General features: G+C 63.4%; 22 protein-coding genes and 1 pseudogene. 17 read left to right on the top strand and 6 right to left on the bottom strand.

Annotation, left to right across the window (positions count from 1 at the left end; all coding sequences use genetic code 11):
* The first annotated feature begins 29 nt into the window (after positions 1-29).
* From urtC to FHS89_RS10915, 5 genes are all read left to right on the top strand, one after another.
* On the top strand, positions 30-1,196 hold the full coding sequence (urtC, locus tag FHS89_RS10895) for an urea ABC transporter permease subunit UrtC (protein ID WP_184011540.1): 1,167 nt from the start codon (positions 30-32) through the stop codon (positions 1,194-1,196).
* Complete coding sequence (urtD, locus tag FHS89_RS10900; RefSeq protein WP_184011542.1) at positions 1,193-1,936, top strand: urea ABC transporter ATP-binding protein UrtD; 744 nt, start codon at positions 1,193-1,195, stop codon at positions 1,934-1,936. Before urtC ends, urtD begins: the two co-directional genes overlap by 4 nt.
* Before the next feature lie 4 nt (positions 1,937-1,940).
* Positions 1,941-2,636, top strand: a complete 696-nt coding sequence (gene urtE, locus FHS89_RS10905) for an urea ABC transporter ATP-binding subunit UrtE (RefSeq protein ID WP_184011544.1) — start codon at positions 1,941-1,943, stop codon at positions 2,634-2,636.
* Between the two features lie 161 nt (positions 2,637-2,797).
* Positions 2,798-3,280, top strand: coding sequence for a putative pterin-binding protein (locus FHS89_RS10910; protein ID WP_184011546.1), 483 nt, complete (start codon positions 2,798-2,800; stop codon positions 3,278-3,280).
* Between the two features lie 42 nt (positions 3,281-3,322).
* Positions 3,323-5,446: a hybrid sensor histidine kinase/response regulator gene (locus tag FHS89_RS10915; RefSeq protein ID WP_184011548.1), complete on the top strand. Its 2,124-nt coding sequence runs from the start codon at positions 3,323-3,325 to the stop codon at positions 5,444-5,446.
* Positions 5,447-5,461: 15 nt separating this feature from the next.
* On the opposite strand, the gene FHS89_RS10920 is transcribed toward FHS89_RS10915, so the two are convergent.
* The gene (locus FHS89_RS10920; RefSeq protein ID WP_184011550.1) at positions 5,462-6,226 is read right to left on the bottom strand and encodes a helix-turn-helix domain-containing protein; all 765 of its coding nucleotides are present in this window, start codon (positions 6,224-6,226) and stop codon (positions 5,462-5,464) included.
* 111 nt (positions 6,227-6,337) lie between these two features.
* Here FHS89_RS10920 and FHS89_RS10925 point away from each other — a divergent pair, with 111 nt between their 5' ends.
* From FHS89_RS10925 to FHS89_RS10960, 8 genes are all read left to right on the top strand, one after another.
* The gene (locus FHS89_RS10925; protein ID WP_184011552.1) at positions 6,338-6,760 is read left to right on the top strand and encodes an excinuclease ABC subunit A; all 423 of its coding nucleotides are present in this window, start codon (positions 6,338-6,340) and stop codon (positions 6,758-6,760) included.
* 137 nt (positions 6,761-6,897) lie between these two features.
* On the top strand, positions 6,898-7,890 hold the full coding sequence (locus FHS89_RS10930; RefSeq protein ID WP_184011554.1) for a membrane dipeptidase: 993 nt from the start codon (positions 6,898-6,900) through the stop codon (positions 7,888-7,890).
* Positions 7,887-9,560, top strand: coding sequence for a hypothetical protein (locus FHS89_RS10935; RefSeq protein ID WP_184011556.1), 1,674 nt, complete (start codon positions 7,887-7,889; stop codon positions 9,558-9,560). The genes FHS89_RS10930 and FHS89_RS10935 overlap by 4 nt, the downstream gene beginning before the upstream one ends.
* Positions 9,557-10,186 (top strand): DUF3726 domain-containing protein, encoded by a 630-nt coding sequence (locus FHS89_RS10940; protein ID WP_221229394.1) that lies wholly within the window; start codon positions 9,557-9,559, stop codon positions 10,184-10,186. Before FHS89_RS10935 ends, FHS89_RS10940 begins: the two co-directional genes overlap by 4 nt.
* 9 nt (positions 10,187-10,195) lie before the next feature.
* A complete protein-coding gene (locus FHS89_RS10945; protein ID WP_184011816.1) occupies positions 10,196-11,209 on the top strand; it encodes an Ldh family oxidoreductase in 1,014 nt (337 codons plus the stop codon).
* A gap of 2 nt (positions 11,210-11,211) precedes the next feature.
* Positions 11,212-12,261 (top strand): pyridoxal-phosphate dependent enzyme, encoded by a 1,050-nt coding sequence (locus FHS89_RS10950; protein WP_184011558.1) that lies wholly within the window; start codon positions 11,212-11,214, stop codon positions 12,259-12,261.
* Positions 12,254-13,420 (top strand): M24 family metallopeptidase, encoded by a 1,167-nt coding sequence (locus FHS89_RS10955; protein WP_184011560.1) that lies wholly within the window; start codon positions 12,254-12,256, stop codon positions 13,418-13,420. The genes FHS89_RS10950 and FHS89_RS10955 overlap by 8 nt, the downstream gene beginning before the upstream one ends.
* Complete coding sequence (locus tag FHS89_RS10960; RefSeq protein ID WP_184011562.1) at positions 13,417-14,151, top strand: maleate cis-trans isomerase family protein; 735 nt, start codon at positions 13,417-13,419, stop codon at positions 14,149-14,151. The genes FHS89_RS10955 and FHS89_RS10960 overlap by 4 nt, the downstream gene beginning before the upstream one ends.
* Here FHS89_RS10960 and FHS89_RS10965 read toward each other — a convergent pair.
* Positions 14,138-15,019, bottom strand: a complete 882-nt coding sequence (locus tag FHS89_RS10965; RefSeq protein ID WP_184011564.1) for a hydrogen peroxide-inducible genes activator — start codon at positions 15,017-15,019, stop codon at positions 14,138-14,140. The two genes, FHS89_RS10960 and FHS89_RS10965, sit on opposite strands and share 14 nt — an antisense overlap.
* A 135-nt stretch (positions 15,020-15,154) precedes the next feature.
* On the opposite strand from FHS89_RS10965, the gene katG reads away from it, so the two are divergent.
* The 3 genes and pseudogenes from katG (at position 15,155) to FHS89_RS10980 (ending at position 20,884) form a co-directional block, all read left to right on the top strand.
* Entirely contained in the window at positions 15,155-17,368 is a 2,214-nt protein-coding gene (katG, locus tag FHS89_RS10970; protein WP_221229399.1) for a catalase/peroxidase HPI, read from the top strand.
* Between the two features lie 196 nt (positions 17,369-17,564).
* Positions 17,565-18,440 (top strand): homocysteine S-methyltransferase family protein, encoded by an 876-nt coding sequence (locus FHS89_RS10975; protein WP_343051439.1) that lies wholly within the window; start codon positions 17,565-17,567, stop codon positions 18,438-18,440.
* A gap of 2 nt (positions 18,441-18,442) precedes the next feature.
* A pseudogene (locus FHS89_RS10980) lies at positions 18,443-20,884 on the top strand (GcvT family protein).
* Between the two features lie 229 nt (positions 20,885-21,113).
* On the opposite strand, the gene FHS89_RS10985 reads toward FHS89_RS10980, so the two are convergent.
* The 4 genes from FHS89_RS10985 to FHS89_RS11000 form a co-directional block, all read right to left on the bottom strand.
* The gene (locus tag FHS89_RS10985; RefSeq protein ID WP_184011566.1) at positions 21,114-22,424 is read right to left on the bottom strand and encodes an HlyC/CorC family transporter; all 1,311 of its coding nucleotides are present in this window, start codon (positions 22,422-22,424) and stop codon (positions 21,114-21,116) included.
* 75 nt (positions 22,425-22,499) lie between these two features.
* The gene (locus FHS89_RS10990; RefSeq protein ID WP_184011568.1) at positions 22,500-23,414 is read right to left on the bottom strand and encodes a site-specific tyrosine recombinase XerD; all 915 of its coding nucleotides are present in this window, start codon (positions 23,412-23,414) and stop codon (positions 22,500-22,502) included.
* Entirely contained in the window at positions 23,411-24,979 is a 1,569-nt protein-coding gene (locus FHS89_RS10995) for a hypothetical protein (RefSeq protein ID WP_184011570.1), read from the bottom strand. The genes FHS89_RS10990 and FHS89_RS10995 overlap by 4 nt, the downstream gene beginning before the upstream one ends.
* Positions 24,969-25,106 (bottom strand): hypothetical protein, encoded by a 138-nt coding sequence (locus tag FHS89_RS11000; protein ID WP_184011571.1) that lies wholly within the window; start codon positions 25,104-25,106, stop codon positions 24,969-24,971. Before FHS89_RS11000 ends, FHS89_RS10995 begins: the two co-directional genes overlap by 11 nt.
* Positions 25,107-25,250: 144 nt before the next feature.
* Here FHS89_RS11000 and FHS89_RS11005 point away from each other — a divergent pair, with 144 nt between their 5' ends.
* Complete coding sequence (locus FHS89_RS11005; RefSeq protein ID WP_184011572.1) at positions 25,251-25,877, top strand: shikimate kinase; 627 nt, start codon at positions 25,251-25,253, stop codon at positions 25,875-25,877.
* Positions 25,878-25,885 lie beyond the last annotated feature (8 nt).

Here is a 25,885-nt window from a genome sequence, read left to right on the forward strand (position 1 = left end):
CGCCGCTGTATCAGATGCCGAGACCCCCCATGCGTAAGACCTTCATCTCTCAAAACCCGTCCGTCCTGTGGTTCCTCGCAGCCCTTGGCCTGTTCACCCTGATCGTGACGATCCTGTCCGAAGGGTTCGGGCTTGGCATCGTTTCCACCTCCTTCATCAAGACGTTGGGCAAAACGCTGTGCCTGTGCCTTATCGCCATCGCGATGGATGTGGTCTGGGGCTATTGCGGTATCCTCAGCCTTGGGCATTTCGCGTTTTTCGGCCTTGGCGGTTACGCCATCGGCATGTGGCTGATGTATGCGCGGACCGAAACGATTGTGGTCGAAAGCCTCGCTGGCAACATCATCCCTCCGACAGAGCAGGAGGTGATCGACGCCATCGGCACACAGATTTTCGGCGTCGTCGGCTCATCTGAATTCCCGCTGATCTGGGCCTTTGCCGATAGCCTTGTGCTGCAACTGCTGATGGTGGTTCTGGTGCCGGGACTGTTGGCGCTGGTGTTCGGCTGGCTCGCGTTTCGCAGCCGGGTGACGGGCGTATATCTGTCAATCCTCACGCAGGCGATGACACTGGCGCTGGCGCTCTACCTGTTTCAAAACGACAGCGGTTTGCGCGGCAATAATGGCCTGTCGGGCTTGCAGAACATCCCCGGTTTTGAAGCGACCCCGCAGGCCACCATTTCCATCGTGTTTTTCTGGGCGTCGGCCTTTGCACTGTGCGCGGGCTATCTGTTTTTCGCGTGGATCGTGTCGGGTAAGCTGGGATCGGTCCTGCGCGCGATCCGCGATAATGAGGCGCGGGTGCGGTTTCTGGGCTACCATGTGGAAAGCTATAAGCTGTTTGTCTTTACCATCACGGCGGTCGTGTCGGGGATCGCGGGCGCGCTTTATTATCCGCAAGCTGGCATCATCAACCCGGCGGAGATTGCGCCAATCGCCTCCATCTACCTCGCGGTTTGGGTCGCGATTGGCGGGCGGGGCCGGCTTTATGGCGCGGTGATCGGCGCGGCCTTTGTGTCGCTGCTGTCAAGCTGGTTCACGGGCGGCGGCGCACCGGATATTCCGCTTGGGTTTTACACGATCCAATGGACGGATTGGTGGCTGGTGCTGTTGGGCGTCAGTTTTGTCGCCGTAACGCTGTTCTTCCCGCAAGGCATCGGCGGTTTGTTCGACAAACTGGTGAGGAAGCAGCCATGAACAACACGCTTCTTGAGGTTGATGGCGTGTCGGTCACCTTCGACGGGTTTCGCGCCATCAACAACCTGTCGATCCAGATCGCGGAGCCGGAATTGCGCGCGATCATTGGCCCGAATGGCGCGGGCAAGACGACCTTCATGGATATCATCACGGGCAAGACACGCCCCGATGAAGGCAAGGTGATCTGGGGGGAGCGGAACATCTCCCTCCTCAAAATGTCCGAAAGCCAGATCGCACAACAGGGCATTGGCCGAAAATTTCAGAAACCAACGGTGTTTGAGGCGCAGACAGTGCGCGAAAACCTCGCCATGGCACTCAAAAACAAACGCGGGCCGTTTGACGTGCTGTTTTTCCGCTCGAACCCCTCCATCGAGGGGGAGATTGTGGAACTGGCGGAGGAGATCGGCCTGCAAGACGCGCTCGACACGCCGTCCGGTATCTTGTCCCACGGGCAAAAGCAGTGGCTGGAGATTGGCATGTTGCTGGCGCAGGATCCGCGGCTTTTGCTCGTCGATGAACCGGCGGCGGGCATGACGCAGGCCGAGCGGGAACAGACCACAGAAATCCTCGTGCGCGCGGCGCAGACCCGCGCCGTGGTGGTGGTGGAGCATGACATGGAATTTGTCCGGCGGCTGAATTGCAAGGTCACGGTGCTGCATGAGGGGTCCGTGCTGGCCGAAGGCTCCCTTGATCATGTGACCGCCAATCAGACGGTTATCGACGTGTATTTGGGGCGGTAGGGCGATGCTGGAACTAGAAAACATCACTCTGAAATATGGGCAAAGCCAGATCCTCCATGGGATCAGCCTCACCGCCAAACCGGGGGAGGTGACGGCGATCATCGGCACCAATGGTGTGGGCAAAACCTCCCTGCTCAAGGCGATCTCAGGGCGGCACCCATATGCGGAAGGTCAGATGCGGCTGGATGGTGCGGTGCTGGACCATCCCACGGCGTTTCAGGCGGCGCGGGGCGGCATCGCTTATGTGCCACAAGGGCGCGAGGTGTTCCCGCTGATGACCGTGATGGAAAACTTAGAGACCGGGTTTGCCTGTCTCCACAAGGCGGACCGCACCATCCCCGAGCGCATTTTCGATCTGTTTCCCGTGCTGGCGGAAATGCGCCACCGGCGCGGTGGTGATCTGTCGGGGGGGCAGCAACAGCAGCTTGCCATTGCGCGCGCGCTGGTGTCCCGCCCGCGTGTCCTTTTGTTGGACGAACCGACCGAAGGCATCCAGCCCAACATCATCAAACAGATTGGCCGGGTGATCCACCAACTCCGCGACGAGGGAGAGATCGCGATCATTCTGGTCGAGCAGTATTTCGACTTTGCCTATGATCTTGCCGCGCAATTCTATGTGCTGAACCGCGGCGAGGTGCGGTTGAATGGCGCCAAATCGGACCTGGGGCGGGAGCGGCTGTTGGAGAGTTTCGCGCTCTGATCTTGTTCGTGGTGAAGAAAGGTCCGTGACCTCCGGCTTGACCAATGATAGCGTTACCATCTGCTTCTGACGGCACTGCATGGCAGGGCAGCGCGATTTGGGGTTGCTGGGTCGTGACCGTGCTCTAATTGGTATTGAACGTCGAAACCGGGGGGCATCGCATGAAACAGCATTTACGGACGCTAAGTGTGGCCTGCCTCGTGGTGCCTCTTCTCAGCCTCGCGGGTATGGCGCAATCCTATATGACCCTGACCCTTACAGGACCGTCGGGCGCGGTGGTTGAATTCACGGCTGAGGAGATTGACGCGCTGCCGCAGCAGGACATCGTGACCTCGACCATCTGGACCGAAGGGGTCAACACGCTCACCGGCCCGTCGCTTCTGTCCGTTCTGGAGGCGGCGGAAATGACCGGCATGACCGTGACGCTGATTGCGCTTAATGAGTATGCGGTGGATATCCCCATGGCCGAGCTTGAGGCCGACATGCCCGTGCTGGCCACGCGGATGAATGGCGTGCCAATGTCCGTGCGGGACAAGGGACCATATTGGGTGGTCTATCCCTATGACAGCGACGAGACGTTGCAGAGCGAGCGGATTTATGCGCAAAGCATCTGGCAACTGAACCGCATCATGGTGCGCAACTGATCGTCCTGATCCGTTTCTGCTGAGAGTAACGCACGGAATAACATGACCCATATCCGTCTTGTCGTTGTTGTTCTGATTGCCCTTCTCTTGGGGTTGTTCGCCTATCTGGGCACGACGACCTTCACGCAGGTGCGGGGTCTGTCGACAGCCGCGCAGGACGACATGCTGTGGACGATCTCCCAGACGGAAGTTGAGATTGCCAATCTCGCGGCCACCCTTGCACAGGCTCAATCGGTGGAAATACCCGATACGGATATGGTCACACTGCGCGCCAATATCGCGCTGAGCCGATTGGGATTGTTGTCAGCCGGGCAGGCCCGTGTCCTGATTGATCAGGATTGGGAGGCACAGCGTCTGCAGCGGGTGATCGACGCCTACGCGACAGACGCGGCAGCGATTGTCGATGGTGCAGGGGTGCTGACACCACAAGACATCGACCGCCTGTCGCTTTTGACGACGAACATCCGCCCCAGCGTGCGCGCGCTTGCGCTGCGCGGTCTGGAACTGGGTGTCGAAAGCGCCGAAGCACGGCGCATGGCCTTTATCTCGCAATTGCGGGTGACGGGGATTGCTGCGATGGGCACGATCATCGCCCTTGGCCTGTTGCTGCTGATCCTTGATCAGCTTCTGGCGCAGGCCAGATTGCGGGACGCGGCACTCAAGGCGTCGCGCGATCGGCTTGGGGCGACGGTCGCCGCCTCCCTCGATGCGATCGTGATCGCGGGTGAGGATGGCCGCATCGTGGAATTCAACGATGCCGCCGAGACGATTTTCGGCTGGAAGCGGGATGACGTCATCGGCCAGCCGATGGAAGATAACATCATCCCCGACCGCCACCGCGCGGCCCATTTGGCAGGCATGAACCGCTATATCGCGACGAAAGAGCGCCGGGTTGCGGATCGTGGCCGGGTGGAGATGACGGCCCTGCGCAAATCGGGGGAAGAATTCCCCGTCGAGATCAACATCACCACCGCGCGGGACGGCACGCGCGAATTGTTCATCGCTTATCTGCGCGACATCAGCGCCCGCAAGATCAGCGAGCAAAACCTGATTGACGCGCGCGACCGCGCCGAAAGTATGGACCGGGCGAAGTCGCAGATTCTGGCCGTGATGAGCCATGAAATGCGCACGCCACTAAACGGCATCCTTGGGGTGCTTGATCTGTTGCGCACCACACCGCTTGACGCGCAGCAAAAGCGGTATGTCGAGGTTGTGGCCGGTTCAGGGGAGATCCTGCTTGCGCATGTCAACGAGGCGCTCGATATCACCCGGCTGGAAACCGGGGCGCTTACGCTGACCCCGCAACCGGTGGAGCTTTTGCCGCTGACCGAGCGGATCACCGATGTCTTGCGCCCTTTGGCACAAGAAAAGGGGTTGGAATTGACCCTTGAGTTTGATCCGTCCATGGCCCGTGCTTTTGTCGCGGATGGCGGGCGGATCGGGCAAATCCTCACCAATCTTGTGGGCAACGCGATCAAGTTTACCCAATCTGGCCGGGTTTCCGTCGAAGTGACGGGCATTCACGGCCCGGACGCCACTGCCGCGACCCTGATCGTCAGCGATACGGGCGAAGGGATCCCATCCGATCAGACCGAAGCGGTGTTTGAGGATTTCGTGGTCCTCAACAGCCCCAAAGGCCGCCGGGATCGGGGCGATGGGCTGGGCTTGCCGATTTCCCGCAAACTCGCGCGCCTCATGGGCGGCGATATCACGGTGCAAAGCGTCGTTGGGCAGGGCAGCAGCTTTGTCCTGAAACTGATGCTGGAGAGGGTGCAGGAGCCTCAAAGCGCGGCGCTGCCGCCGCCCTCCCAGACAGGCAAGTCGGTGCTTGTGGCCAATAATGATCCGTCCAACCGCGCCATCTTGCGGGAGATGATCCTGGGCCTTGGTCACAACGTGACAGAGGCCAGCAACGGGCTGGAGGCGCTGAACGCAGCGCGCGCGCAACCGTTTGATCTGATCCTGATGGACAGCACGATGCCCGTGATGGACGGGAGGACAGCGGGCCGCTTCATCCGCTCCGGCGATGGGCCGAACACGGGCACGATGATCGTCGGCCTCGTGGCGGAGGCCGGGCTGCCAGAGGAGGGGGCCGTCGAACCCTTCACCAGCTGCCTGCCGAAACCTGTTCGCATCAAGGAATTGCGCGACCTGTTGGCCGAGTGACGGGCTGCGCGGGCCTCAGCCCTCTGCCGCCGTGCCGAACAGGGCATGAAGCTGCCGCGCCGTGGCCTCATCGCTTGGATACATCAACTCCAGCTTGACCTCAGACAGGGCCACATCCTCCGCCGTGCCGAATTGGCCGATTGTGGCAAAGAGGGACAGGCGCATATCGCCCAGCCGGTAGATGCTTGGCACGATCGGGGGCAGCGGATCATCCGACGGGGTGACCTCCTCTGCGATCCGGGCGATCCATGCGTCAAATCGGGGATCGGCCCCGAAATGCGCGGCTTCCGTGCGCAGCCGGGCAAGGCTGTGGCGCAACACTTCGTCAAGGTTGTCGAGCGCATCGCGCAGCGCGGCATTCTCGATCAGATGCGTGACCAGCCCGTCCCCCAATCCAATTCCGACCGCGCCCAATAGATGCGCTGCCGCCGGGTTCATCTCGATGATCTGCCAATGCCGGTCAATGGCATAGGCGGGATAGGGCATGTGCCGCTCCATCGTCCAGCGGATTGCGTCCCGCACCGGGGCAAGCGCGTCCTCTGCGCGCAATGGCGCGGCAGCGGGGGCGTATCCGGCGGATAGAAGCATATCGTTGCGGGCGCGGTGGGGCAGGTTCATGCGCTGGGCAAGCCGCAGGATCATGCCCCGGCTGGGCCGCGCACGCCCCGATTCCAGAAAGGAGATATGGCGCGCCGACACTTCCGCCACGCCGGCAAGGTCGAGTTGTGACAAATGGCGATGGTGACGCCAGCTTTTGAGTGTTTCGCCAAAGGTGCTCATGTCCCCACGATACCGGCACAAACACGGGAAAGCACTTACCTCACAGGTAATTGTTTTGCGTCTGTCAGACCGGCAGATCGGTCCCTGAATTCAAATCAAGGAGACCAGATCATGACCCTTCACCTTCGTGTGCGACTGCTCAAGACGTTCAGCATCCTTTACCTGATTGGTCCGGGCCTTTTGATGGTGCTGGCCGAACTGCTGCCGGTCATGGGGGCGGTGTCGGCCTTTCTTGATCTGGCCTATTGGCCCTATGACGGGGCGCAGGTCGTCGCCGGGGATGTGGCGACGCTGTTCAATGCGATTCTCGGTGGTGTCTTGATCGGGTTTGGTGTCCTGATCCATGAGGTGGGGTCCAAGGTGTATGCTAAGGACGAGCCGCTGGGCCGTCGCATCCTGCTGACGGGCTTGTTTGCGTGGTATCTGACGGACAGCTTTGCCTCTGCCGTGACGGGGGCGCCATTCAACGCAGTGATGAACACGTTTTTCGCCGGGTGTTTCATCGTGACGCTTCTGTGGCCTGCACGGACCTGACACGCCCTTTGCCCTCGGATCGGCGGAGACCCCTCCGCCGACAGCCGCTTGCAAAAATCGACGGCCAGCCGGATTAAAGGTTTGACCCATCAAGCGCCCGCTTGCACGATCCCCAAGGGACGTTTCAGGGAGCAGTGATGGACCATATTCCACCTTTGCGCATTGACGGGCTGCAATACGCCAATTGGTCAGAAAAGATCTTTGGCCAGTTGCGCGCAGGCGGCGTGGACGCGATCCACGTCACCATCGCCTATCATGAGAGCTTTCGCGAAACCGTGCTGAATTTTGAGCGGTGGAACCGCTGGTTCGAGCAATATCCCGATCTAATCATGAAAGGGCTGTGGGCCAGCGATATCGACCGCGCGCGGACAACGGGGCGCACGGCGGTGTTCTTTGGCTTTCAGAACCCCAGCCCGATGGAGGATGACATTGGGCTGATCGAGATTTTGCACACGCTCGGCGCGCGGTTCATGCAGCTTACCTATAACAACCAATCCCTGCTCGCGACCGGATGTTATGAGGAGTATGACGCGGGCATCACCCGGATGGGGCGGCAGGTCATCGCGGAGATGAACCGCGTGGGGCTCGTGATCGACATGAGCCATTCGGGCGACCGCTCCACCATCGAGGCGGCGGAGATGTCGACCCGCCCCATCACGATCACCCATGCAAACCCCCATGCGTGGCACCCAGCGTTGCGCAACAAGCGCGATGAGGTGATCCGCGCGGTCACATCGCGCGGCGGGATGCTCGGCTTCTCGCTCTATCCCCATCACCTGAAGGGCGGCACGGCCTGCACGCTGGAAAGTTTCTGCCAGATGATCGCGGATGCGGCAGCCGCCTATGGCGCGGATCGGCTCGGCATCGGCACGGACCTGTGTCAGGATCAGCCCGACAGCGTGGTCGAGTGGATGCGCGTGGGCCGCTGGAGCAAGCAGATCGACTATGGCGAAGGCTCCGCCGCCATGCCCGGCTTTCCCCCCATGCCAAGCTGGTTTCAGGACAATCGCGATTTCGGAACGATAGAGCAGGGCCTGCGCGATGTTGGCATGACCGACCATGAGGTCGCGGGCATCATGGGCGGCAACTGGTATCGCTTCTTTGCCGAGAATTTCGGGGGGCAGCCATGATCCCCGCACTCGATCAGATCACCCGCCGCGCGCCCGCGCAGGTGATGCGGCTCAAACGGTTGGGATCGTTTCACCAATCGCGGCTGAGTTTCATGCGCATTCTGACCCGGCGCATGGCGGGGGAGGGCTGGCACTTCACGCGCGCCGCGTGGGAGGTGGATGCCGAAGGCGTCGGCCATGCCGTCTATACCGCCCAGGGGCCGGAGCGGAGCTATTCGCTGGTTGCCTTTGCCCATGACCTGCCCGCCGATCAACGATCCGACCGGGTCATTGCCGAGGCGTGGGACGCGACATTCGCCCTTTTCGACGGGGTGCCGGGGGCGGAGGATATCGCGCGGCTCCGCGATAACGTCCCAGTGCAGGAGGCGGGCCGCGTCACGGCGCGGGAGTTGACCCTGTCGCGCGCAAACCGGTCGGTCCGGCTTTGGTCCCATGTGGTCGATGCGCTGGCGCAGGGCGATCAGCCCGACGCGGCGGAGATCGACAAGGTGGGCTATCTGATGCGCACCACCGCCGTTTACGGATCGGGCAAATTCGGCGCAGCGGATCGGGAGATGATCGCCACTCGGCCCGAAATGGAAACCCCGTTTCAGGCAGAGATGCTGACGGTCTATCTCATCCGTACCTTCGTGCGCGATCTGGTCGAGCATATGGCTCGTATGCAGGGCGGTGACGGCGCGGTGCAGCTTGATCCGGCCCTTGCCCGGCGGCTCGGCATCGGGAATTCCACCGGGCTTGGCATGGCGCCCTTCATCGTCAACCATCCGGTTTTGTTCAACAACTGGATCATGGCGCGGGAGGAGGCCATCGCGCGGGTGCGCGCCGTCGCCACTCCAACAGCGGAGGAAATCCGGCAATTTCGCACCGTGCTGGAGGCAAGCGCCGTGAGTATCGGCAATTGGACCTCCGCGCATCCTCTCCAGCAGGAAAAGCTCCACGCGCTGGGCGATGATCTGGCGGCCCTGCAGGCCTGTGTGGCCGCGATGGACCTGACGCGTGATCATCCGTGGCACCGTTTGGTCACTTGGGGGGAGGCTGCGATGAGCGAGGAGGGGCAGGAATTGCTCTGCTCCCTGATCCTTGAACCCTACGGCACGCTCGTGGACGGATTGGCCTGCTGCATGGCCGATCCCCATGGCAGCCGCCAACCGATTGATGGGGCGATGACGGTCGCGGCGGTCCGAACCCTCCTGGAGGACGCATTCGGCTGGGCGCTACCGCTCGATTGGTCGGAGCAAGAGGCGTGTGCACGGGCATGGTATGTGTCCGAGGAAAAGCTCGAACCCCGCCTTGGGGAGCGGTTTGAAGAGCCGGTCGCGGAATATGAACAGCCCCTTGCCCCCGCGCGCGACGCGGCGATGGCCTATCGCGCCTTGACGGAATGGGAAGCAGAAGCGCCCATCGCGCCATTTCTGTTGGCCCATCCCGAGCATCGCCACACCATCCGCCGCGCGCAGATAGCCGCCCGCGCGCCCTATGGCGAAATCCGCGACAACACCATCGCGGCCGATATGCTGCCCATCGACATGCTGCGTGCGAAACTGTCTTTCTTTGGCGCGACACGGTTTGATCCCCGCTCCGACCGCTGGGTCCGCATTTCGATGTTTTCTGGCGCGCCTTATCCCGAGGCTCTGTCTCCGGAGACGGCGGATTTCTGGGTCTATCCTTGAGCCTCCGCGTGATCCTGTCCCTCAACGAAGTGGACGCAACCGCGAAAAAGGCGGCGCGCGGCGCGGGCTATCCATGGGGGCTGGCGGAGGAGGCGGCGCGCGCGACCCGTTGGCTCTGTGCGCAGGGGCAGGACGGGTGCGGCGCGTTGGCAGGCCTTTTATGCATCACGGATAGCCAGGTGGATGCGTTTGCCCCGGCGCGCAGCGGAACCGGATGGGTCGGTGACGGCCCCGTGTGCCCGATCCAGATGGGCGCGGCCCTTGCCGATTTTGCCTCCGATCTTAAGGCCGGGCCGGTGCATGTCCCGCCTGTGCGCGCACCGCGCCTGCTGCTGCCGTTTTTGGCGGTGATTGCGGAAATTATGGAAACGTCGGTTGAGGCCAATTGGAACAGTGGCACGGTTACGGTGGCGCAAGGCGCGGAAATGATGGGTGACCTGCCCGATCCATGCCGCCTCACGCTGTCCCTCACTGCCGCCGCAATCCCGTCGCGCGCGGTCCTCCGCGTCGTTCCCAAACCAGAGGATTGGGCCATGCTCACGACCTTTGCCCATCGCACATACGCCCCGGCAACAGCCGCCTCCCGGTTGAAAGGGGCGGGCGCGGGACTTTCGGACAATGATTAGGATGAGGACATAATGCAGACAGAAACGCTCACTCTGGCGGAGATCGAAGAGATCGCCTTCGCCGCGCTGACAGCCGCTGGCACCTCGCCGGAAAACGCGCACCCCTTGGCCAAAGCCACGGCAGAGACGGAGGCCGATGGCGTCGCCAGCCATGGCCTCGCCTATATCCCGATCTATTGTGAGCATGTGCGCTGCGGTAAAGTGGATGGGCAGGCCACACCCGTGATCGCCAAGCCGCGCCCGGCCTTCCTGACGGCGGATGCCGCGACAGGTTTTGCCCATGCGGCGATTGATGCGGGTTTTGCACAGCTGTTCCCTTTGGCGCGGGAGATGGGCGTGGCGGGCCTGTCGATCCGCAACAGCTATAATTGTGGGGTTCTGGGCTGTCACACACGGCGCATGGCGGAGGCGGGCTTGATCGGGCTGGGCTTCACGAATGCGCCGGCCTCCATCGCGCCCTCGGGCGGGGCAAAGCCCGTTGTGGGGACCAACCCCTTTTCCATCGCGGTGCCGGGGGAGGATGGCAAACCGGCGCTGTTGATCGACCAGAGCGCCAGCACCATCGCCAAGAGCGAAGTGATGAAACACGCCCGCGAAGGCCGCCCGATCCCTGAAGGCTGGGCGCTGGATGCCGATGGCAACCCGACGACCGATCCGGCGGTGGGGCTGAAAGGCTCCATGGCCCCCTCAGGCGGGTATAAGGGCGTGGGTGTGGCGCTGATGGTTGAGGTGCTCGCAGCCGCCCTGTCCGGGGCGCATCTGGGCATTCAGGCCTCCCCCTTTTCCGGCACGGCAGGCGGGCCGCCGCGCACCGGGCAGTTTTTCCTTGCGATTGATCCAAGTGCCGGGGATGGCGCGGCGACGGCAGTGCGGATTTCCCAGCTTGTCGCGGCGATCCGCGATCAGGAGGGCGCACACCTGCCGGGTGACGGGCGGGCGGCGGCGCGCGCGCGGGCCGAGGTCAGCGGCGTTGCGGTGAACACGGCGACGCTGGATAAAATCCGCGCGATTATAGAGGGTTAGAAATGGTTGTTGATATTTTGCAGAATCCGTGGCGGGGCAAGGGTATTCCGGGTCTTGGCCCGATGCCTGCTGATGACCCTGCCCCTGTTTTGGCATTGCTAGACCAGTGTCCGGCCCATGCGCAGACCCCGCTGGTGCGGGCCGATACGCTCGCCCACGAGGCCGGTATCGCCCAGCTTTGGATCAAGGATGAGCGGGGCCGGATGGGTCTGGGCAGTTTTAAGGCGCTGGGGGCGGCTTATGTCATCGCGCGCGACGCCGCTGCCGCCGGTGGCCCGTGGGAGACGGCGCTGACCGGTGCGACTTACGTCACCGCGAGTGCCGGAAACCACGGCATGTCCGTCGCGGCAGGCGCGCGACTGTTTGGCGCGCAGGCGGTCGTCTATATCGCGCAAACCGTACCAGACAGTTTCGCGGAGCGGCTGCGCGCCATGGGCGCGCGCGTGGTCCGTGAGGGGCCGACTTACGAGGACAGCATGGAGGCCGCGGAAAAAGCCGCGCGTGATGAGGGGATGCGCCTTTTGTCCGACGGATCATGGCCCGGTTATACCGATCCGCCCTATCATGTGATGGAGGGATATCTGAACCTCGCGGCAGAGGCCGTGGCACAGATGGACGCCCCGCCGACCCATATCCTGCTTCAAGCGGGCGTCGGAGGGCTGGCCGCTGCGGTCGCGGCACATGCGCGGCGGGCATGGGGGGATGGCCCGACCATCATCGTGGTGGAGCCAGAGGCCGCTCCCGCCCTGATCGAAAGCATCCGCGCGGGCCGGATCGTGGAAACCGAAGGGCCCGTCTCCTCCATGGGGCGGCTTGATTGCAAGGTGCCGTCGATGATCGCGCTGGCCGGATTGGCGCGGGATGCGGATGCCTTCGTGACCATCAGCGAAGCAGAGGCGGCAGAAGGCTGCGTGACCCTCGCCGCGCATGGAATGCCGACCTCCCCCTCGGGCGGGGCGGGGTTGTGCGCGCTGTTGAGCGGGGGGACGGGCATCGCGCCGGACGCGCGCGTGCTGTGCATCATGAGCGAAGGGATGACCGAGGGTGACTGACCGCTCCCTCATCTTTCCGCGCGCCGAATACGCCGCGCGGATCGCTGCCTTTCAGGCGCGGATGGCGCGGGCAGGGGCGGATGCGCTGCTTCTCACCAGCCCGGCGGATGTGTTCTATACCACTGGGTTCCTCACCCGGTTTTGGGAAAGCCCGGCGCGACCATGGTTTATCGTGATCCCGGTAGAAGGCGCGCCGGTGGCCGTGATCCCGTCCATCGGGGCCGATCTGATGGGGCGCACATGGCTGGAGGATATCCGCACATGGGACGCACCCGATCCGGTGGATGATGGGGTGTCGCTGCTCGCAGAGACGCTCTCGGCACTTGTGCCGGACAGGGGCAGGATCGCGCTGCCCATGGGGCTGGAGACGCATTTGCGCATGCCAGTGCGGGATTTTGAGCGAGTCAGGGCCGCGCTGTCGCCCCGCACGTTTGTCGATGGCACTGATGTTGTTCAGCGCGTGCGGGAGGTGAAATCAGAGGCGGAGATCGCAAAAATCCGCGCGACCTGCGGCATTGCGGATCGCGCCTTTGCCCGTGTGGCGGAATTTGCCGCTGCTGGCGCGACGCTCGCCCATGTCTTTCGCGCGTTCCAGATCACGCTCTTGGAGGAGGGTGCGGATTGGGTCAGCTATGTCGCGGCTGGTGCCGGGCAGGGCGGCTATGGCGATGTGATCTCCCCCGCGGGGCCAGAGCCGCTGTTGCGTGGGGATGTGCTGATGCTCGACACGGGCGCGGTGCGAGACGGGTATTTCTGCGATTTCGACCGCAATTTTTCTGTTGGGCCAGCCAATGACAGAGTGCGACGCGCGCATGAGGCGCTGGTTAGCGCTGTGGCCGATACCGCGCGCGATCTGCGGCCCGGAATGCGGGCCCGGGATGTGCATCGGCTGCTCTGCGCGGGGCTGACAGCGCGAGAGCAGATGCCCTGTGGTGGGCGGCTCGGGCATGGGCTGGGGATCACGCTCACCGAATGGCCGTCCTTCACGCCGAAGGATGACACGACCCTGCGCGCGGGCATGGTGCTGACGCTGGAGCCGGGCGTTGACCTTGGGCGAGGGCGGATCATGGTCCATGAGGAAAACATCGTGCTGCGCGAGGGTGGGGCGGAGTTTCTCTCCACCCCCGCGCCGCCCGATCTGCCGGAGCTGTCTGGATGAGCCATCACCCCTACAAACTGACAGAGCGGCACAGCGCCACGCTTGGCCTGATCGTGTTGCAGGTAGATGAGACCATCGAGCAGGATTTCCGGCGGATGGTGCCGGATGAGGTTGCGCTCTATGTCACCCGCATCCCGTCCGGCGCGGAACTGACACCCGATACGATTGCGCAGATGGCCGTGGATTTGCCCGCCGCCGCGCGCCTTTTGCCCCCGGCGGTGAGGTTCGACGCGATTGGCTATGCCTGCACCTCCGGCACGACGCTGATCGGGGTGGAGCGGGTCGCGTCGCTTGTGACAGCTACCGCGCAGACCCGCCATGTGGCCAATCCACTGACCGCCAGCATCAATGCGCTGCGTGCCGTGACGGCCCGGCGCATCGCCATCGTCTCCCCCTATATTGCCAGTGTGGCAGAGCCGATCCGGGATGCCTTTACCAGCGCCGGGTTTGAGGTGCGGCACACCGTCAGCTTTGGCGAGGAGGTGGAGGCGCATGTCGCCCGCATTGATCCCGCGTCGATCATGGAGGCCGCGCATGCGGCCTGCGCCGGGGGGGAGGTTGACGCGGTGTTCCTGTCCTGCACCAATCTGCGCACGCTTGATATCATCGCACCGCTTGAGGCCGCTTTGGGCATCCCCGTGATCAGCAGCAATCTTGCACTGGCATGGGATATGGCGCGGCTGGCGGGGACGGACCTTATTGCACCGGGGCGGTTGGTCAGGGGCGTTTGAGCGCGGTCGCGATATCCTTCAGCGTTGGGCCAAGCGGGTTTGCCTTGCGCCAGACCATGCCGATGCTGCGCCCCGGTTGCGGATCGGCAAGGCGAGAGATCGCCACATCGGCGGAGCGGGTTTCCACCGACACGGCCATCTCCGGGATCAGGGTCACCCCGATGCCCGAGCTGACCATCTGCACGAGGGTGGATAGGGAGCTTGCATCCAGCATGTCCCGCGTCGTGGTGCCACCAAGGGCGCAGAAAGACAGCGCCTGATCCCGAAAACAATGCCCTTCCTCCAGCAGCAAAAGGCGCATCGCGGGCAGGTCTTCGGCGCGGGGCACCGGCGCGTTTGCCTGCGCCTTGGGCCGGACGAGCATGAAGGCTTCGGAAAACAGCTCCATCTCCGTCAAGGTCGGCTCTGAGGTGGGAAGGGCGACAATCGCCATGTCGATCCGCCCCTCTTTCAGTGCGCTGATCAGGGTCGGTGTGATGGTTTCGCGGATTTTGATATCGAGCGCGGGATACATCCGGCTGAGCGTGGTGATGACCGACGGCAAAAGATAGGGCGCCACCGTCGGGATCACCCCGATCCGGAGCCGCCCGGCAAGCCCCCCTGCCGCGTTGCGCGCCATGTCCCCCAACTCATCCACTGCGCGCAGGATATCGCGCGCGCGGGCGGCGGTTTCCTCCCCTACGGGGGTGAGTCGCACCGTGCGGCTGCCGCGCTCCACCAGCGTGACGCCAAGCGTTTCTTCCAGTTCGCGGATCTGCATCGACAAAGCCGGTTGCGAAACGAAACTGGCCTCCGCCGCACGTCCGAAATGACCGTGATGGGCCAAAGCCTCGAAATACCTGAGTTGTCTTAGGGTTAGTTGATTCATAATCCTATCTTATCACAGGGATCAGTAAATGCGAATTCAACTGATGGAGAAACACTGTTAGGCCAACCCCAGACTAACGCCAATTCACGACGGGGCTACGGCTCTGTCTGGACCGCAAAATGAAGGAGACCCGTGATGGACGGAGCCAAGATCGAAGACATGAACGAAAGCGTGGGCAAATGCCCGGTTCTGGGCGGCGCGCATCGGCATGGCGCGCGCGGCACGACCGCGAACCAGCATTGGTGGCCGAATGCGCTGAACCTCAAGGTGCTCAACCAGAACCCGACCAGCGGCAACCCGATGGACCCGGATTTCAACTACGCAGAGGCGTTCAAGGCGCTTGATCTTGATGCGGTTAAGGCTGATCTGCACGCGCTGATGACAGACTCGAAAGACTGGTGGCCGGCTGACTACGGCCACTATGGCCCGTTTTTCATCCGTATGGCGTGGCACTCCGCTGGCACCTACCGGATTGGCGATGGTCGCGGGGGTGCAGGCGCAGGCACGCTGCGCTTTGCGCCGCTGAACTCGTGGCCCGACAATGGCAACCTCGACAAGGCGCGGATGCTGCTCTGGCCGATCAAGCAGAAATACGGCAACGCAATCTCTTGGGCCGATCTGATGATCCTGACCGGGAATGTGGCGCTGGAATCCATGGGTTTTGAAACCTTCGGCTTTGCCGGGGGCCGCGAGGACGTGTTCGAGCCGGAGGAAGATATCTATTGGGGGCCGGAGAGCGAGTGGCTCGCCGATGAGCGCTATTCCGGCGATCGCGAGCTTGAGGGCAATCTCGGTGCGGTGCAGATGGGCCTCATCTACGTCAATCCCGAGGGGCCGAACGGCACGCCCGATCCGCTCGCATCCGCGCGCGATATTCGCGAAACCTTTGGCCGTATGGCGATGAATGACGAGGAAACCGTGGCGCTGATCGCGGGGGGGCACACCTTCGGCAAGGGCCATGGCGCGGCGGACCCGGCGCAATATGTCGGGCCAGAGCCGGAAGGCGCCCCGATGGAGCAGATGGGCATGGGCTGGGCCAACAGCTTCGGCACGGGCCGGGGTGCGGACACCATCACCAGCGGGCTTGAGGGCGCATGGACGACCAATCCGATCGCGTGGGACAACAACTATTTCGACAACCTGTTCGGCTATGAATGGGAATTGACCCACTCCCCGGCGGGCGCGCAGCAGTGGAAGCCGAAAGGTGCGGATGCAGACGGGCTTGTCCCCGATGCACATGACCCGTCCAAGCGGCACGCGCCCGTGATGTTCACCTCTGACCTCGCATTGCGCGAAGATCCGGCCTACGCCAAAATCTCCAAGCGGTTCCATGAGAACCCGGCGGAGTTCGCGGACGCGTTCGCCCGCGCATGGTTCAAGCTGACCCACCGCGATATGGGGCCATATGAGCGGGGTTTGGGCAAATATGTGCCGTCCGAGCCGCAAATCTGGCAGGATCCGGTGCCTGCGGTAGATCACGCGCTGATTGGTGCGGATGACATCGCAGCCCTGAAAGGCCAGCTTCTGGAGGCCGCCAGCGGCACCGATCTGGCCTTTGTCGCGTGGTCGGCAGCCGCCAGCTATCGCGGCACGGACAAGCGGGGCGGGGCCAACGGCGCGCGTATCCGGCTTGCCCCGCAAAACGGCTGGGCCGTGAACGAGCCGGAGCGTCTGGCAGCGACCCTCGCCGCTATCGAAGGCGTCAAGGCCGCGTTCGAGCAGGGGGGCAAGCGCGTCTCCCTCGCCGATCTGATCGTGCTGGGCGGTGTCGCCGCCGTGGAGAAGGCCGCAGCCGATGCGGGCAACCCGGTCGACGTGCCGTTCACACCGGGCCGCACTGATGCGACCGACGAGATGACGGATGTGGACAGCTTTGCCGTGCTGGAGCCGAAATCCGATGGCTTCCGCAATTATCACGCGGCGGTTGTCACCCGCTCCCCGGAGGAGATGCTGGTCGATAAGGCGCAGATGATGGGCCTGACCGCGCCGGAAATGACGGTGCTTGTCGGTGGCATGCGGGTGATGGGCCTCAACACCGGCGGCGCGTCCCATGGCGTGTTCACCGACCGTGTTGGCGCGCTCAGCACAGATTTCTTCACCAATATCCTCGATATGGGCACGGTCTGGGCCCCGGCGGAGGCAGGTGACGGCGTCTATGTCGGGCGGGATCGGGCGACCGGTGCACAGAAATGGACGGGCACGTCCGCCGACCTCGTGTTCGGCTCCAACTCCCAGCTTCGCGCGATTTGCGAAGTTTATGCGCAGGCCGATGGTGCGGCGAAATTCGCCCGCGACTTCGCCGCCGCCTGGGGCAAGGTGATGGAACTCGACCGGTTCGACCTGCACTGATCCCTGTCAGTTGAAACAAAGCGGCGTCCTCACATTCGGGGGCGCCGTTTTTTATGGGCAAATGCACTGGCCAAGGTTAAAGCACCAACAGTTTTATGCCTGTGACGTTCTGAGGGAGCGGTGGAATTAGGCCGCCCGGCTAGACGTCGCATCGCGCACCACGAGACGATGCAGATGACGATGAAAGGATACGCGCGTGAGCATTACTCTCCTTGATGGTGGGATGGGGCAGGAGCTTGTCCGCCGCAGCAGCGCAGCTCCCACGCCGCTTTGGGCAACGGAGGCGCTGTTGCACGCGCCCGATCTGGTGGCGGAGGTGCACGCCGATTTCTTTGCCGCTGGTGCGCAGATCGCCACGACCAACACCTATGCCGTCCACCGCGACCGGCTCGCCCCTGCTGGGATCGAAGGGCGGTTTGAGGATTTGCAGCGTGCCGCCTGCGAAATCGCGGTGCGCGTGCGTGATGCGCATGGCTCGGGCCTGATTGCGGGCGGGGTTGGCCCGCTGAAAGGCTCCTACCGCCCTGATCTGGCGCTGCCGGTGGCTGAGGCGGCGTATCTTTTCGGGGAGGTCGCGGCGATTCAGGCTGACTATGTCGATGTATTCCTCATCGAGACGGCGTCGTCGGTGTTGGAGGCAGAGGGGGCGCTGACGGGGCTGCTGCCCGCCGGAAAGCCCGTGTGGCTGTCCGTGTCGGTCGGGGATGCGGATGGCACGCGCCTGCGCTCCGGTGAGCCGGTGGAGGCGATCTTGCCATTGGTTGAGGCCATGGGGCCAGCGGCCCTCCTGATCAACTGCACCCGTCCAGAGGCCGTGACGCAGGGCGTGGCCCGATTGTCGGGGGCGAGCGTGCCGCTTGGCGCTTATGCCAACGGGTTCACCCGGATTGACGAGGCGTTCCTCGATACCCAAGCGACGGTGGATGCGCTGTCCGCACGGACCGATCTGACGCCAGCCGCCTATGCCGATCATGCTGCGGATTGGATCGCCCTTGGCGCGTCGATCATTGGTGGCTGTTGCGAGGTGGGTCCGGCCCATATCGCGGAACTGAAATCCCGATTTGGAGCCTGACCATGACCCCTCCCTCCCATGCGCGCGCTGTGATCATCGGGGGTGGGGTTTCGGGCTGTTCGGTTGCGTATCACTTGTCGAAACTCGGTTGGACCGATATTGTCCTGCTGGAGCGCAAGCGGCTGACCTCCGGCACCACATGGCACGCGGCGGGCCTGATCGGGCAGCTGCGCGCCAATCAGAATATGACCCGGCTCGCGAAATACTCCGCCGACCTCTACACCAAGCTGGAGGATGAGACCGGCATCGCCACGGGGATGCGGCAAAACGGGTCGATGACCGTGGCATTGACGGCACATCGCTGGGAGGAGGTCCGCCGTCAGGCCACGCTCGCCCATAGCTTCGGGGTGGAGGCAGAGGTGATCGGCCCTTCGGAGGTCAAATCGCTCCATCCCCATGTGATGACGCGCGACGTGATCGGCGGCGTTTATCTGCCCCATGACGGCCAATGCGATCCGGCCAATATCGCGATGGCCCTCGCCAAAGGTGCGCGGATGCGGGGTGCGCGCATCCTGGAAGGGATCAAGGTCACGGCTGTTGACGATAATGGGCAGGCGGTCACGGGCGTTCATTGGGAAAGCTCTGAGGGATCGGGCCATATCGCCACCGATGTGGTGATCAATTGCGGCGGCATGTGGGGCCGCGATCTGGCCGCACAATCGGGCGTGACGCTGCCGCTCCATGCGTGTGAGCATTTCTATCTGGTGACTGAACCCGTCGCGGGCCTGAGCCAGCTCCCGGTGCTGCGCGTGCCGGATGAACACGCCTATTTCAAGGAAGACGCGGGCAAGATGCTCCTTGGCGCGTTTGAACCTAAGGCAAAACCATGGGGCATGGGCGGCATTCCCGAGGATTTCGAATTTGACAGCCTGCCGGAAGATTTCGCGCATTTCGAACCCATCCTGGAACGCGCGATGCGCCGGATGCCGCTGTTTGAGTCGGCAGGTATTCATACCTTTTTCAACGGGCCGGAAAGTTTCACGCCCGATGACCGCTATTATCTGGGCGAAGCGCCTGATCTGCGCGGCTATTGGGTTGCGGCTGGGTATAATTCGATCGGGATCGTGTCCTCCGGCGGGGCCGGTATGGCGCTCGCGCAATGGATCCATGACGGGGAGCCGCCCTTTGATCTCTGGGACGTGGATATTCGCCGCGCCCAGCCCTTCCAGCGCAACCGCCGCTATCTGAAAGAGCGGGTGAGCGAGACGCTTGGCCTGCTCTACGCCGATCATTACCCCTACCGTCAGCCCGAAACGGCGCGCGGTGTACGCCGCTCCCCGGTCCATGCGCTGCTCAGCGCGCGCGGCGCGGTGTTTGGTGAGACCGCAGGATGGGAGCGTGCGAACTGGTTTGCCAAGGACGGTCAGGACCGGGAATACCGCTATGACTGGAAAGGGCAAAACTGGTTTGAGAATCAGCGCGCCGAACATCTGGCCGTGCGCGAACAGGTGGGCCTCTTCGATCTGTCCTCCTTTGGCAAGATCCGGGTCGAGGGGCGGGATGCCAGCGCGTTCTTGCAGATGATGTGCGGCAATGATGTGGATGTGCCTGCCGGGCGGCTCGTCTACACGCAGATGCTCAACGCGCGCGGCGGCATAGAGTGCGACCTGACGGTGACCCGCCTGACAGAGACGGCGTTTTTGCTGGTGGTGCCCGCAGCCACGGTTCAGCGGGATCTGGCATGGTTGCGGCGGCATATTGGCGAGCGGTTCGTCGTCGTGACGGACATGACGGCGGCAGAAGCCACCTTTGCGGTGATGGGGCCACGCGCGCGCGATTTGATGCAGGCGGTCAGCCCAGATGATTTCGGCAACAGCGCGCATCCCTTTGGCACCGCTCGGGAAATTGAGGTCGGTATGGGCCTCGCCCGTGCGCATCGTGTGTCTTATGTGGGCGAATTGGGGTGGGAGCTTTATGTCAGCGCCGATCAATCCGTGCATGTGTTTGAGACCCTGTTGCAGGCGGGGGCGGAATTCGGCCTGAAACTCTGTGGTCTTCATGCGCTCGACAGTTGCCGGATCGAGAAGTGATTTCGGCATTTCGGCCATGACATCACCGATGAGGATCATGTGCTGGAAGCGGGGCTGGGCTTTGCCGTGAAGCCAGATAAGGGGTCATTTATTGGGCGTGACGCGGTGCTGCGCAAAAAGGAGGGGGGACTGGCCCGCCGCCTCGTGCAATTCCAACTCTCCGATCCTGCGGCGATGGTGTTTCATAATGAGGGGATTTTGCGGGACGGCGCGCGCGTGGGCATCGTCACCTCCGGCAATTATGGCCACACGCTCGGCGCTGGCATCGCGATGGGATATGTGCCCTGCGCGGGAGAGACAGCCGTGCAGGTGCTGGCGTCACGCTATGAGATAGAGATCGCAGGGGAGCGGGTGCCGGCCACGCCAAGCCTAACCCCGCTTTACGATCCGACCCACGTGCGGATGCGGGCCTGATAGTTTGCGGTTAAGGGGCTGTTCTGTACCCCCGATTGATGGCCCGCGCCGACCCTTGGGCGTCATGGCTGACAGGGAAGGGGGCGCACCTGACGGTGCGATGCCTCCGGCGGGGCATATTTGAAGAAAGTGAATTGGGTTTGGGACTGTGAGAACGGACCCGGTCTTTGGGTATGCTGCCATGTCATGCGCCCGCCCGATAGGGGGGCGGGGGCGATGGGTTTTGGCATCAGAGTTTGCGCAGTTTGATCCGGGTGAGACGGTTGCGATCCTTGGTCACGATTTCAAACCGGAAGCCATGGAAGCTGAACACCTGTCCCCGGGTCGGGATGGTCTGCGCCTCATGGATCACGAGGCCCGCGATGGTGTTTGCCTCCTCATCGGGGAGCGACCAGTCGCAGGCGCGGTTGATGTCGCGGATGGTCATCGCGCCATCCACGAGAACAGAGCCGTCGGGTTGCTCCTCGACACCCTCAACTTCATCATCATGTTCGTCCGCAATGTCGCCCACGATCTCTTCAAGGATGTCCTCAAGGGTAACAAGGCCCTGAAGCGCGCCATATTCATCCACCACCAGCGCGAAATGGGTATTGCGCTTGAGAAATGCGCGCATCTGATCGTCGAGGGTCGTAGTGTCCGGCACAAACCACGGCTCCATCGCGATATCGGTCACGTCCAAAGTGGAAAGTTTCGCAAGCCCACCTTCGGTGCCCCGGATCAGGGTGTCGACCGCGCGCAGCAGATCCTTTGCGTGGATCACGCCGATGATGTTTTCGGTCTCTCCCTTAAAGAGGGGGATGCGGGTGTAGCGGGAGCGCAGGCAGAAGGTCAAAATCTCCTCTGGCGGGGCATCCACGTCGATCATCTCGATATTGGAGCGGTGCATCATCACCTCCTCCACCGTGCGCTGGCGCAGATCGAGGGCAGCAAGCAGGCGGTCGCGATCATCCTTTTCCACGCCGCCTTCGGAATGATGGAGTGCGATTGCATCCGCGATCTCCTCATGCGCCATAATCCGCGCGTCGGCATCGGTACGCACGCCAAAGATACGCAAAGTCAGCCGCACGATCGCGCGCACGATGTTCACCACCGGCGCCAGCAGCCGCACAACCAGCGAAATGGGCAGGGAGACCATTTCCGCCGTCCGCTCCGAATTGGCGATGGCGTAGGTTTTGGGCAGCACTTCCGCGAACACGAGCACAAGTGCCGTCATCACAAGCGTCGCGGTGGCCACGCCATTCTCGCCCAAAAGGGTCGTGAAAAGCGCGGTCGCGAGGGCCGTGGCGGAGATATTGGCGAGATTGTTGCCCAACAAGATGCCGCCGATCAGCCGCTCGTCATCCTCCTTGAGACGCAGCGCACGGCCCGCCCCAACGCCGCCTTTTTCCGCGCGGCCGTGCAGCTTGGCCTTATTTGCGGCGGTCAGTGCCGTCTCAGAGCCGGAAAAGAAGGCCGACAGGCACAACAGAACCAAAATCGTGAGGATGGTTATCCATTCGCCAAGGGCGATGTTCAAAAACGGGGCGGCTTCGCCGTCCATTGGGCTCTCCAACAAAGAACAGGGTGCGTGATGACAGAGTTATGGGGGCGGGGGGCCATCGGGGCAAGGGCTGCGTCAGGGTTTTGCCAGCGGATGATGCTCCAAAACGAGGGATTTGAGGCGCTCATCGACGATATGGGTGTAAATCTCGGTCGTGGAGATGTCCGCATGGCCAAGCAGCACCTGAATGGTGCGCAAATCCGCGCCATGGGCCAACAGGTGCGTGGCAAACGCGTGGCGTAGCACATGCGGGGACACTTTCTCAGGCGATATTCCGGCGGTGACCGCGATATCCTTCAACACCCCGAAAAACCGCACGCGCGTGATATGCCCCGCGCTGCCGCCACCGGGAAACAGAAACCGCGCGCCCGGGGGTGTTTTCGCGTGTTTCAGGGTCTTGCGATGGGGCAGCCATGCGTTGATCGCAGCGCGCGCCGGGTCTGAGAGCGGCACCAGCCGGTCTTTCCCACCCTTGCCGCGCACGAGGATCATTTCAGGCCGGGCGCTGGTGGCGCCAAGCGGCAGCGACACCAGCTCCGTCACCCGCAGGCCAGTGGCATAGAGCACCTCCATCAGGCAGGTGTTGCGCGCGCGGTCCGCCGGGCTGCGGCCCGTGTTGCGCGCGGCATCCATCAGCCGGTCGACCTCCTCCATATCCAGTGTGCGGGGCAGGGGGCGGCTCTTGCGCGGGCCTTGCAGGCGCTGGGCCGGGTCATCATCGCGCCAGCCTTCCGAATGAAGAAACCGAAAGAACTGCCGCACCGCGCTCAACCTGCGCGCGCGGGTCGCGGTGGCCAGCCCTTCGGCCTCCAGCCCCGCGATATATCCCTCAAGATCGGTGCGCGCGGCCTTGAGCGGGGCGACCTTGCGCGCGGCCAGATAGCCGGTGAAATCATCCAGATCCCGGCGATAGGCGGCAAGTGTGTTGGGTGCCGCGTCCCGTTCCGCGTGAAGTGCCGTCAGAAAGGCCTTGATCAGATCGCCGCTCATGGCAGGCGCAGAAGGATGGTCTGCACCGCGATGCGGCGCGCGTCCTCCTCCAGCCCCAGCCCGCGCAGGGTGCGCAGTGCTGCGCGCAGATCGCCCGGATCGACCTCCACCCCCGCGCCAAGCAGATCAAGCGCGCTCAGCACCGCCTCGCCATTTCGGTTGATCCGCAACAAGTCCTCCAGCCGCGCCTCCTGCGGGTCGAGCGATTGCCCCTCCATGGGGAGGGCGAAGGCTTCAAGGGCAGCGGTGGCCAGCCTGTCGGCATCCCCCGGCAGGGCCGGCGCGGGCGGCAGCGTGTCATATGCGTCCGACCCTTCCGCGATCAGCAAGGCCACATGATGTGGATAGGGTGCCTCATCGGGCAGCCAATCGCGCGCGGGCGCGGGTTGCGCGGCAAGCATCAACACTTTCGCAACGGTCAGGTCGCCCTCCGCCGGTGGGATGAGGCGGGACAGGGCCGCCCCATATTCCAGCGCAAGCGGCATGGTCAGATCCACTTCCGCCAGGGCGTCATAGGCATAGCGGAGCGCGGGCAGGATATCCTCCGTCGCCTCGCCTTGGCCAAGGACCGCATCGAGGGTCTGCACATGCGCCATCCGGTCCCACACACTGCCGGAAGCAGCAGGCGTGCGCGCGCGATAGGCCGCAAACAGGATCGGATAGGGGAAGTCCCCCTCGCGGCTCAGCCGCTCTGCGGCAAGGGCGCGGTCGCGCACGGGAGCGCGGCCATGGATGTCGCGATAGAGGAACGCGGGCGGCAGATCGGCACGCGGGCGCGACTGCCCGGCGGCCTCTCGCAGGGCGAAATCAAGTGCGGTCATCGGCTCGGGCAAATCGAGGTCCGTGTCGTCCTCAAACAGGTCAGGGTCAAGGAACATGCGCAAATGATCGGCCCGCAATGGCGCGATGGCACCCAACGCCTCACCAAGGCCGAGGGTCATCGCCGCCGTGTCCCATTGCCCGCTGCGCGCGGCACAGAATACGCGGGTCGAAAGATCATCGGAAAGGGTGGCGTCGGCTGCCAGCATCTTGCAGGCCGCATCCGCGCGCCCTGTCAGGAGCGCAATGTCAAAAAGCCGCTCGAACAACCTGTCATCGGGCGGCCCGGCCCGCTGGCCGAGCGCTTCGGCCTCATCGACGGCGCCCATGCGCATCAGCGCGTCGATCCGGGCGTTGAGCACGATGGCGCGGCGGCCCGATCCGCGCGGCGGGATCGCTTCAACTAGAAGGAGCCGGTGCAAAAGGCCGCGCGTCGCCGGCACGCCGTTCTCGTTCAATTCGTCGAGCATGCGGGAGATGCGCAAGGCGCTGGAGATGCCCCAGATATCGGGCGGCAGGCCAAGCGCACGGGCAGGCACCAGCCCCACCGCATCCCGGCGGGTGCCGATCAAGGGTTCGGATGTGATGGTGCTGCGCTGCACGGTCGGGCCGGTCGGGGCCTCCGCCGCATTCGCATCCCGTTCAAGCGGGATCCAGCTGATCGCGGAGCGGGGCACTTCCTGCCCTGATGCGGGCCCGGCGATGACCGCCACCAGCCCGAGAATCGCAGTAAGCCTAGGCGCCAACATCAAGCTCCACCGGGACGCTGACAGGCTCTGCCTCGACACTCAGATCCGACATCAGCGCATAGCCGATGATACCAAGCCCTGCCAGAACCACCAAAATTGCCAAATAGAATAGCGCCCGCGCCATTTCTGCCCCGCCTTACCTGTACCCAATGGGTGCATTGCGCACCCTGTTGCCTCATATCTGCCGCGTGTTGTGCCACGTTGCCTTTCATTGGCAGCATGGTAACACTGCACCTGCCATCCGGTCCAGCGATCCGGTCCCTTCGATATGAGAGGTAACCTCGTGCATCCCAGACACAAGAGCGACGCACCGGATCAGGCGGAATTATGCCGCCCCCTCGTGCTTGTCGGCTTGATGGGAGCGGGCAAATCCAGCGTCGGGCGGCGGCTGGCAATGACGCTGGATGTCCCATTCATGGATTCCGATCAGGAGATCGAAGAGGCCGCGGGCCTCAGCATCCCCGAGTTTTTCGAGAAATATGGCGAAGAGGAGTTTCGCGCGGGCGAACGCCGCGTGATCGCGCGCCTGATGGCTGAAGGCCCCTGCGTGCTTGCCACTGGCGGCGGTGCCTTCATGGCGGAGGAAAGCCGCGCGCTCATGGGGCAGGCAGGTGTGACCGTCTGGATCAATGCGGAGGTCGACACACTTTGGGACCGGGTCCGGCAAAAGGACACGCGCCCTTTGTTGCGCACGCCTGATCCGCGCGGGACGTTGCAGGCGCTTGCGGATACGCGCTATCCCACCTATGCGCTTGCCGATGTCACGGTGATGTCGGAACCCGGCCAACCCCATGAGGCGGTCGTGCACGCGATCCTCGCGGCCCTGCGGACCCGTGATGAAACACTGCCCCAAGAGGCGCGGACCTTTCGCCCCGTGCCAGACAGTCAGACCTGAAGGACGAC

The sequence above is a fragment of the Rubricella aquisinus genome, from assembly GCF_014199445.1.
GTDB classification, from domain to species: Bacteria; Pseudomonadota; Alphaproteobacteria; order Rhodobacterales; family Rhodobacteraceae; genus Rubricella; species Rubricella aquisinus.

What these genes read in the sequence shown, in the direction of transcription:
- FHS89_RS10985 (WP_184011566.1), bottom strand. Translation starts at nt 22,424, where the DNA reads ATGGACGGCGAAGCCGCCCCGTTTTTGAACATCGCCCTTGGCGAATGG.
- FHS89_RS10965 (WP_184011564.1), bottom strand. Translation starts at nt 15,019, where the DNA reads ATGAATCAACTAACCCTAAGACAACTCAGGTATTTCGAGGCTTTGGCC.
- FHS89_RS11000 (WP_184011571.1), bottom strand. Translation starts at nt 25,106, where the DNA reads ATGGCGCGGGCGCTATTCTATTTGGCAATTTTGGTGGTTCTGGCAGGG.
- FHS89_RS10920 (WP_184011550.1), bottom strand. Translation starts at nt 6,226, where the DNA reads ATGAGCACCTTTGGCGAAACACTCAAAAGCTGGCGTCACCATCGCCAT.
- FHS89_RS10930 (WP_184011554.1), top strand. Translation starts at nt 6,898, where the DNA reads ATGGACCATATTCCACCTTTGCGCATTGACGGGCTGCAATACGCCAAT.
- katG (WP_221229399.1), top strand. Translation starts at nt 15,155, where the DNA reads ATGGACGGAGCCAAGATCGAAGACATGAACGAAAGCGTGGGCAAATGC.
- FHS89_RS10910 (WP_184011546.1), top strand. Translation starts at nt 2,798, where the DNA reads ATGAAACAGCATTTACGGACGCTAAGTGTGGCCTGCCTCGTGGTGCCT.
- FHS89_RS10960 (WP_184011562.1), top strand. Translation starts at nt 13,417, where the DNA reads ATGAGCCATCACCCCTACAAACTGACAGAGCGGCACAGCGCCACGCTT.
- FHS89_RS11005 (WP_184011572.1), top strand. Translation starts at nt 25,251, where the DNA reads ATGAGAGGTAACCTCGTGCATCCCAGACACAAGAGCGACGCACCGGAT.
- FHS89_RS10990 (WP_184011568.1), bottom strand. Translation starts at nt 23,414, where the DNA reads ATGAGCGGCGATCTGATCAAGGCCTTTCTGACGGCACTTCACGCGGAA.
- FHS89_RS10925 (WP_184011552.1), top strand. Translation starts at nt 6,338, where the DNA reads ATGACCCTTCACCTTCGTGTGCGACTGCTCAAGACGTTCAGCATCCTT.
- FHS89_RS10950 (WP_184011558.1), top strand. Translation starts at nt 11,212, where the DNA reads ATGGTTGTTGATATTTTGCAGAATCCGTGGCGGGGCAAGGGTATTCCG.
- FHS89_RS10935 (WP_184011556.1), top strand. Translation starts at nt 7,887, where the DNA reads ATGATCCCCGCACTCGATCAGATCACCCGCCGCGCGCCCGCGCAGGTG.
- urtE (WP_184011544.1), top strand. Translation starts at nt 1,941, where the DNA reads ATGCTGGAACTAGAAAACATCACTCTGAAATATGGGCAAAGCCAGATC.
- FHS89_RS10915 (WP_184011548.1), top strand. Translation starts at nt 3,323, where the DNA reads ATGACCCATATCCGTCTTGTCGTTGTTGTTCTGATTGCCCTTCTCTTG.
- urtD (WP_184011542.1), top strand. Translation starts at nt 1,193, where the DNA reads ATGAACAACACGCTTCTTGAGGTTGATGGCGTGTCGGTCACCTTCGAC.
- urtC (WP_184011540.1), top strand. Translation starts at nt 30, where the DNA reads ATGCGTAAGACCTTCATCTCTCAAAACCCGTCCGTCCTGTGGTTCCTC.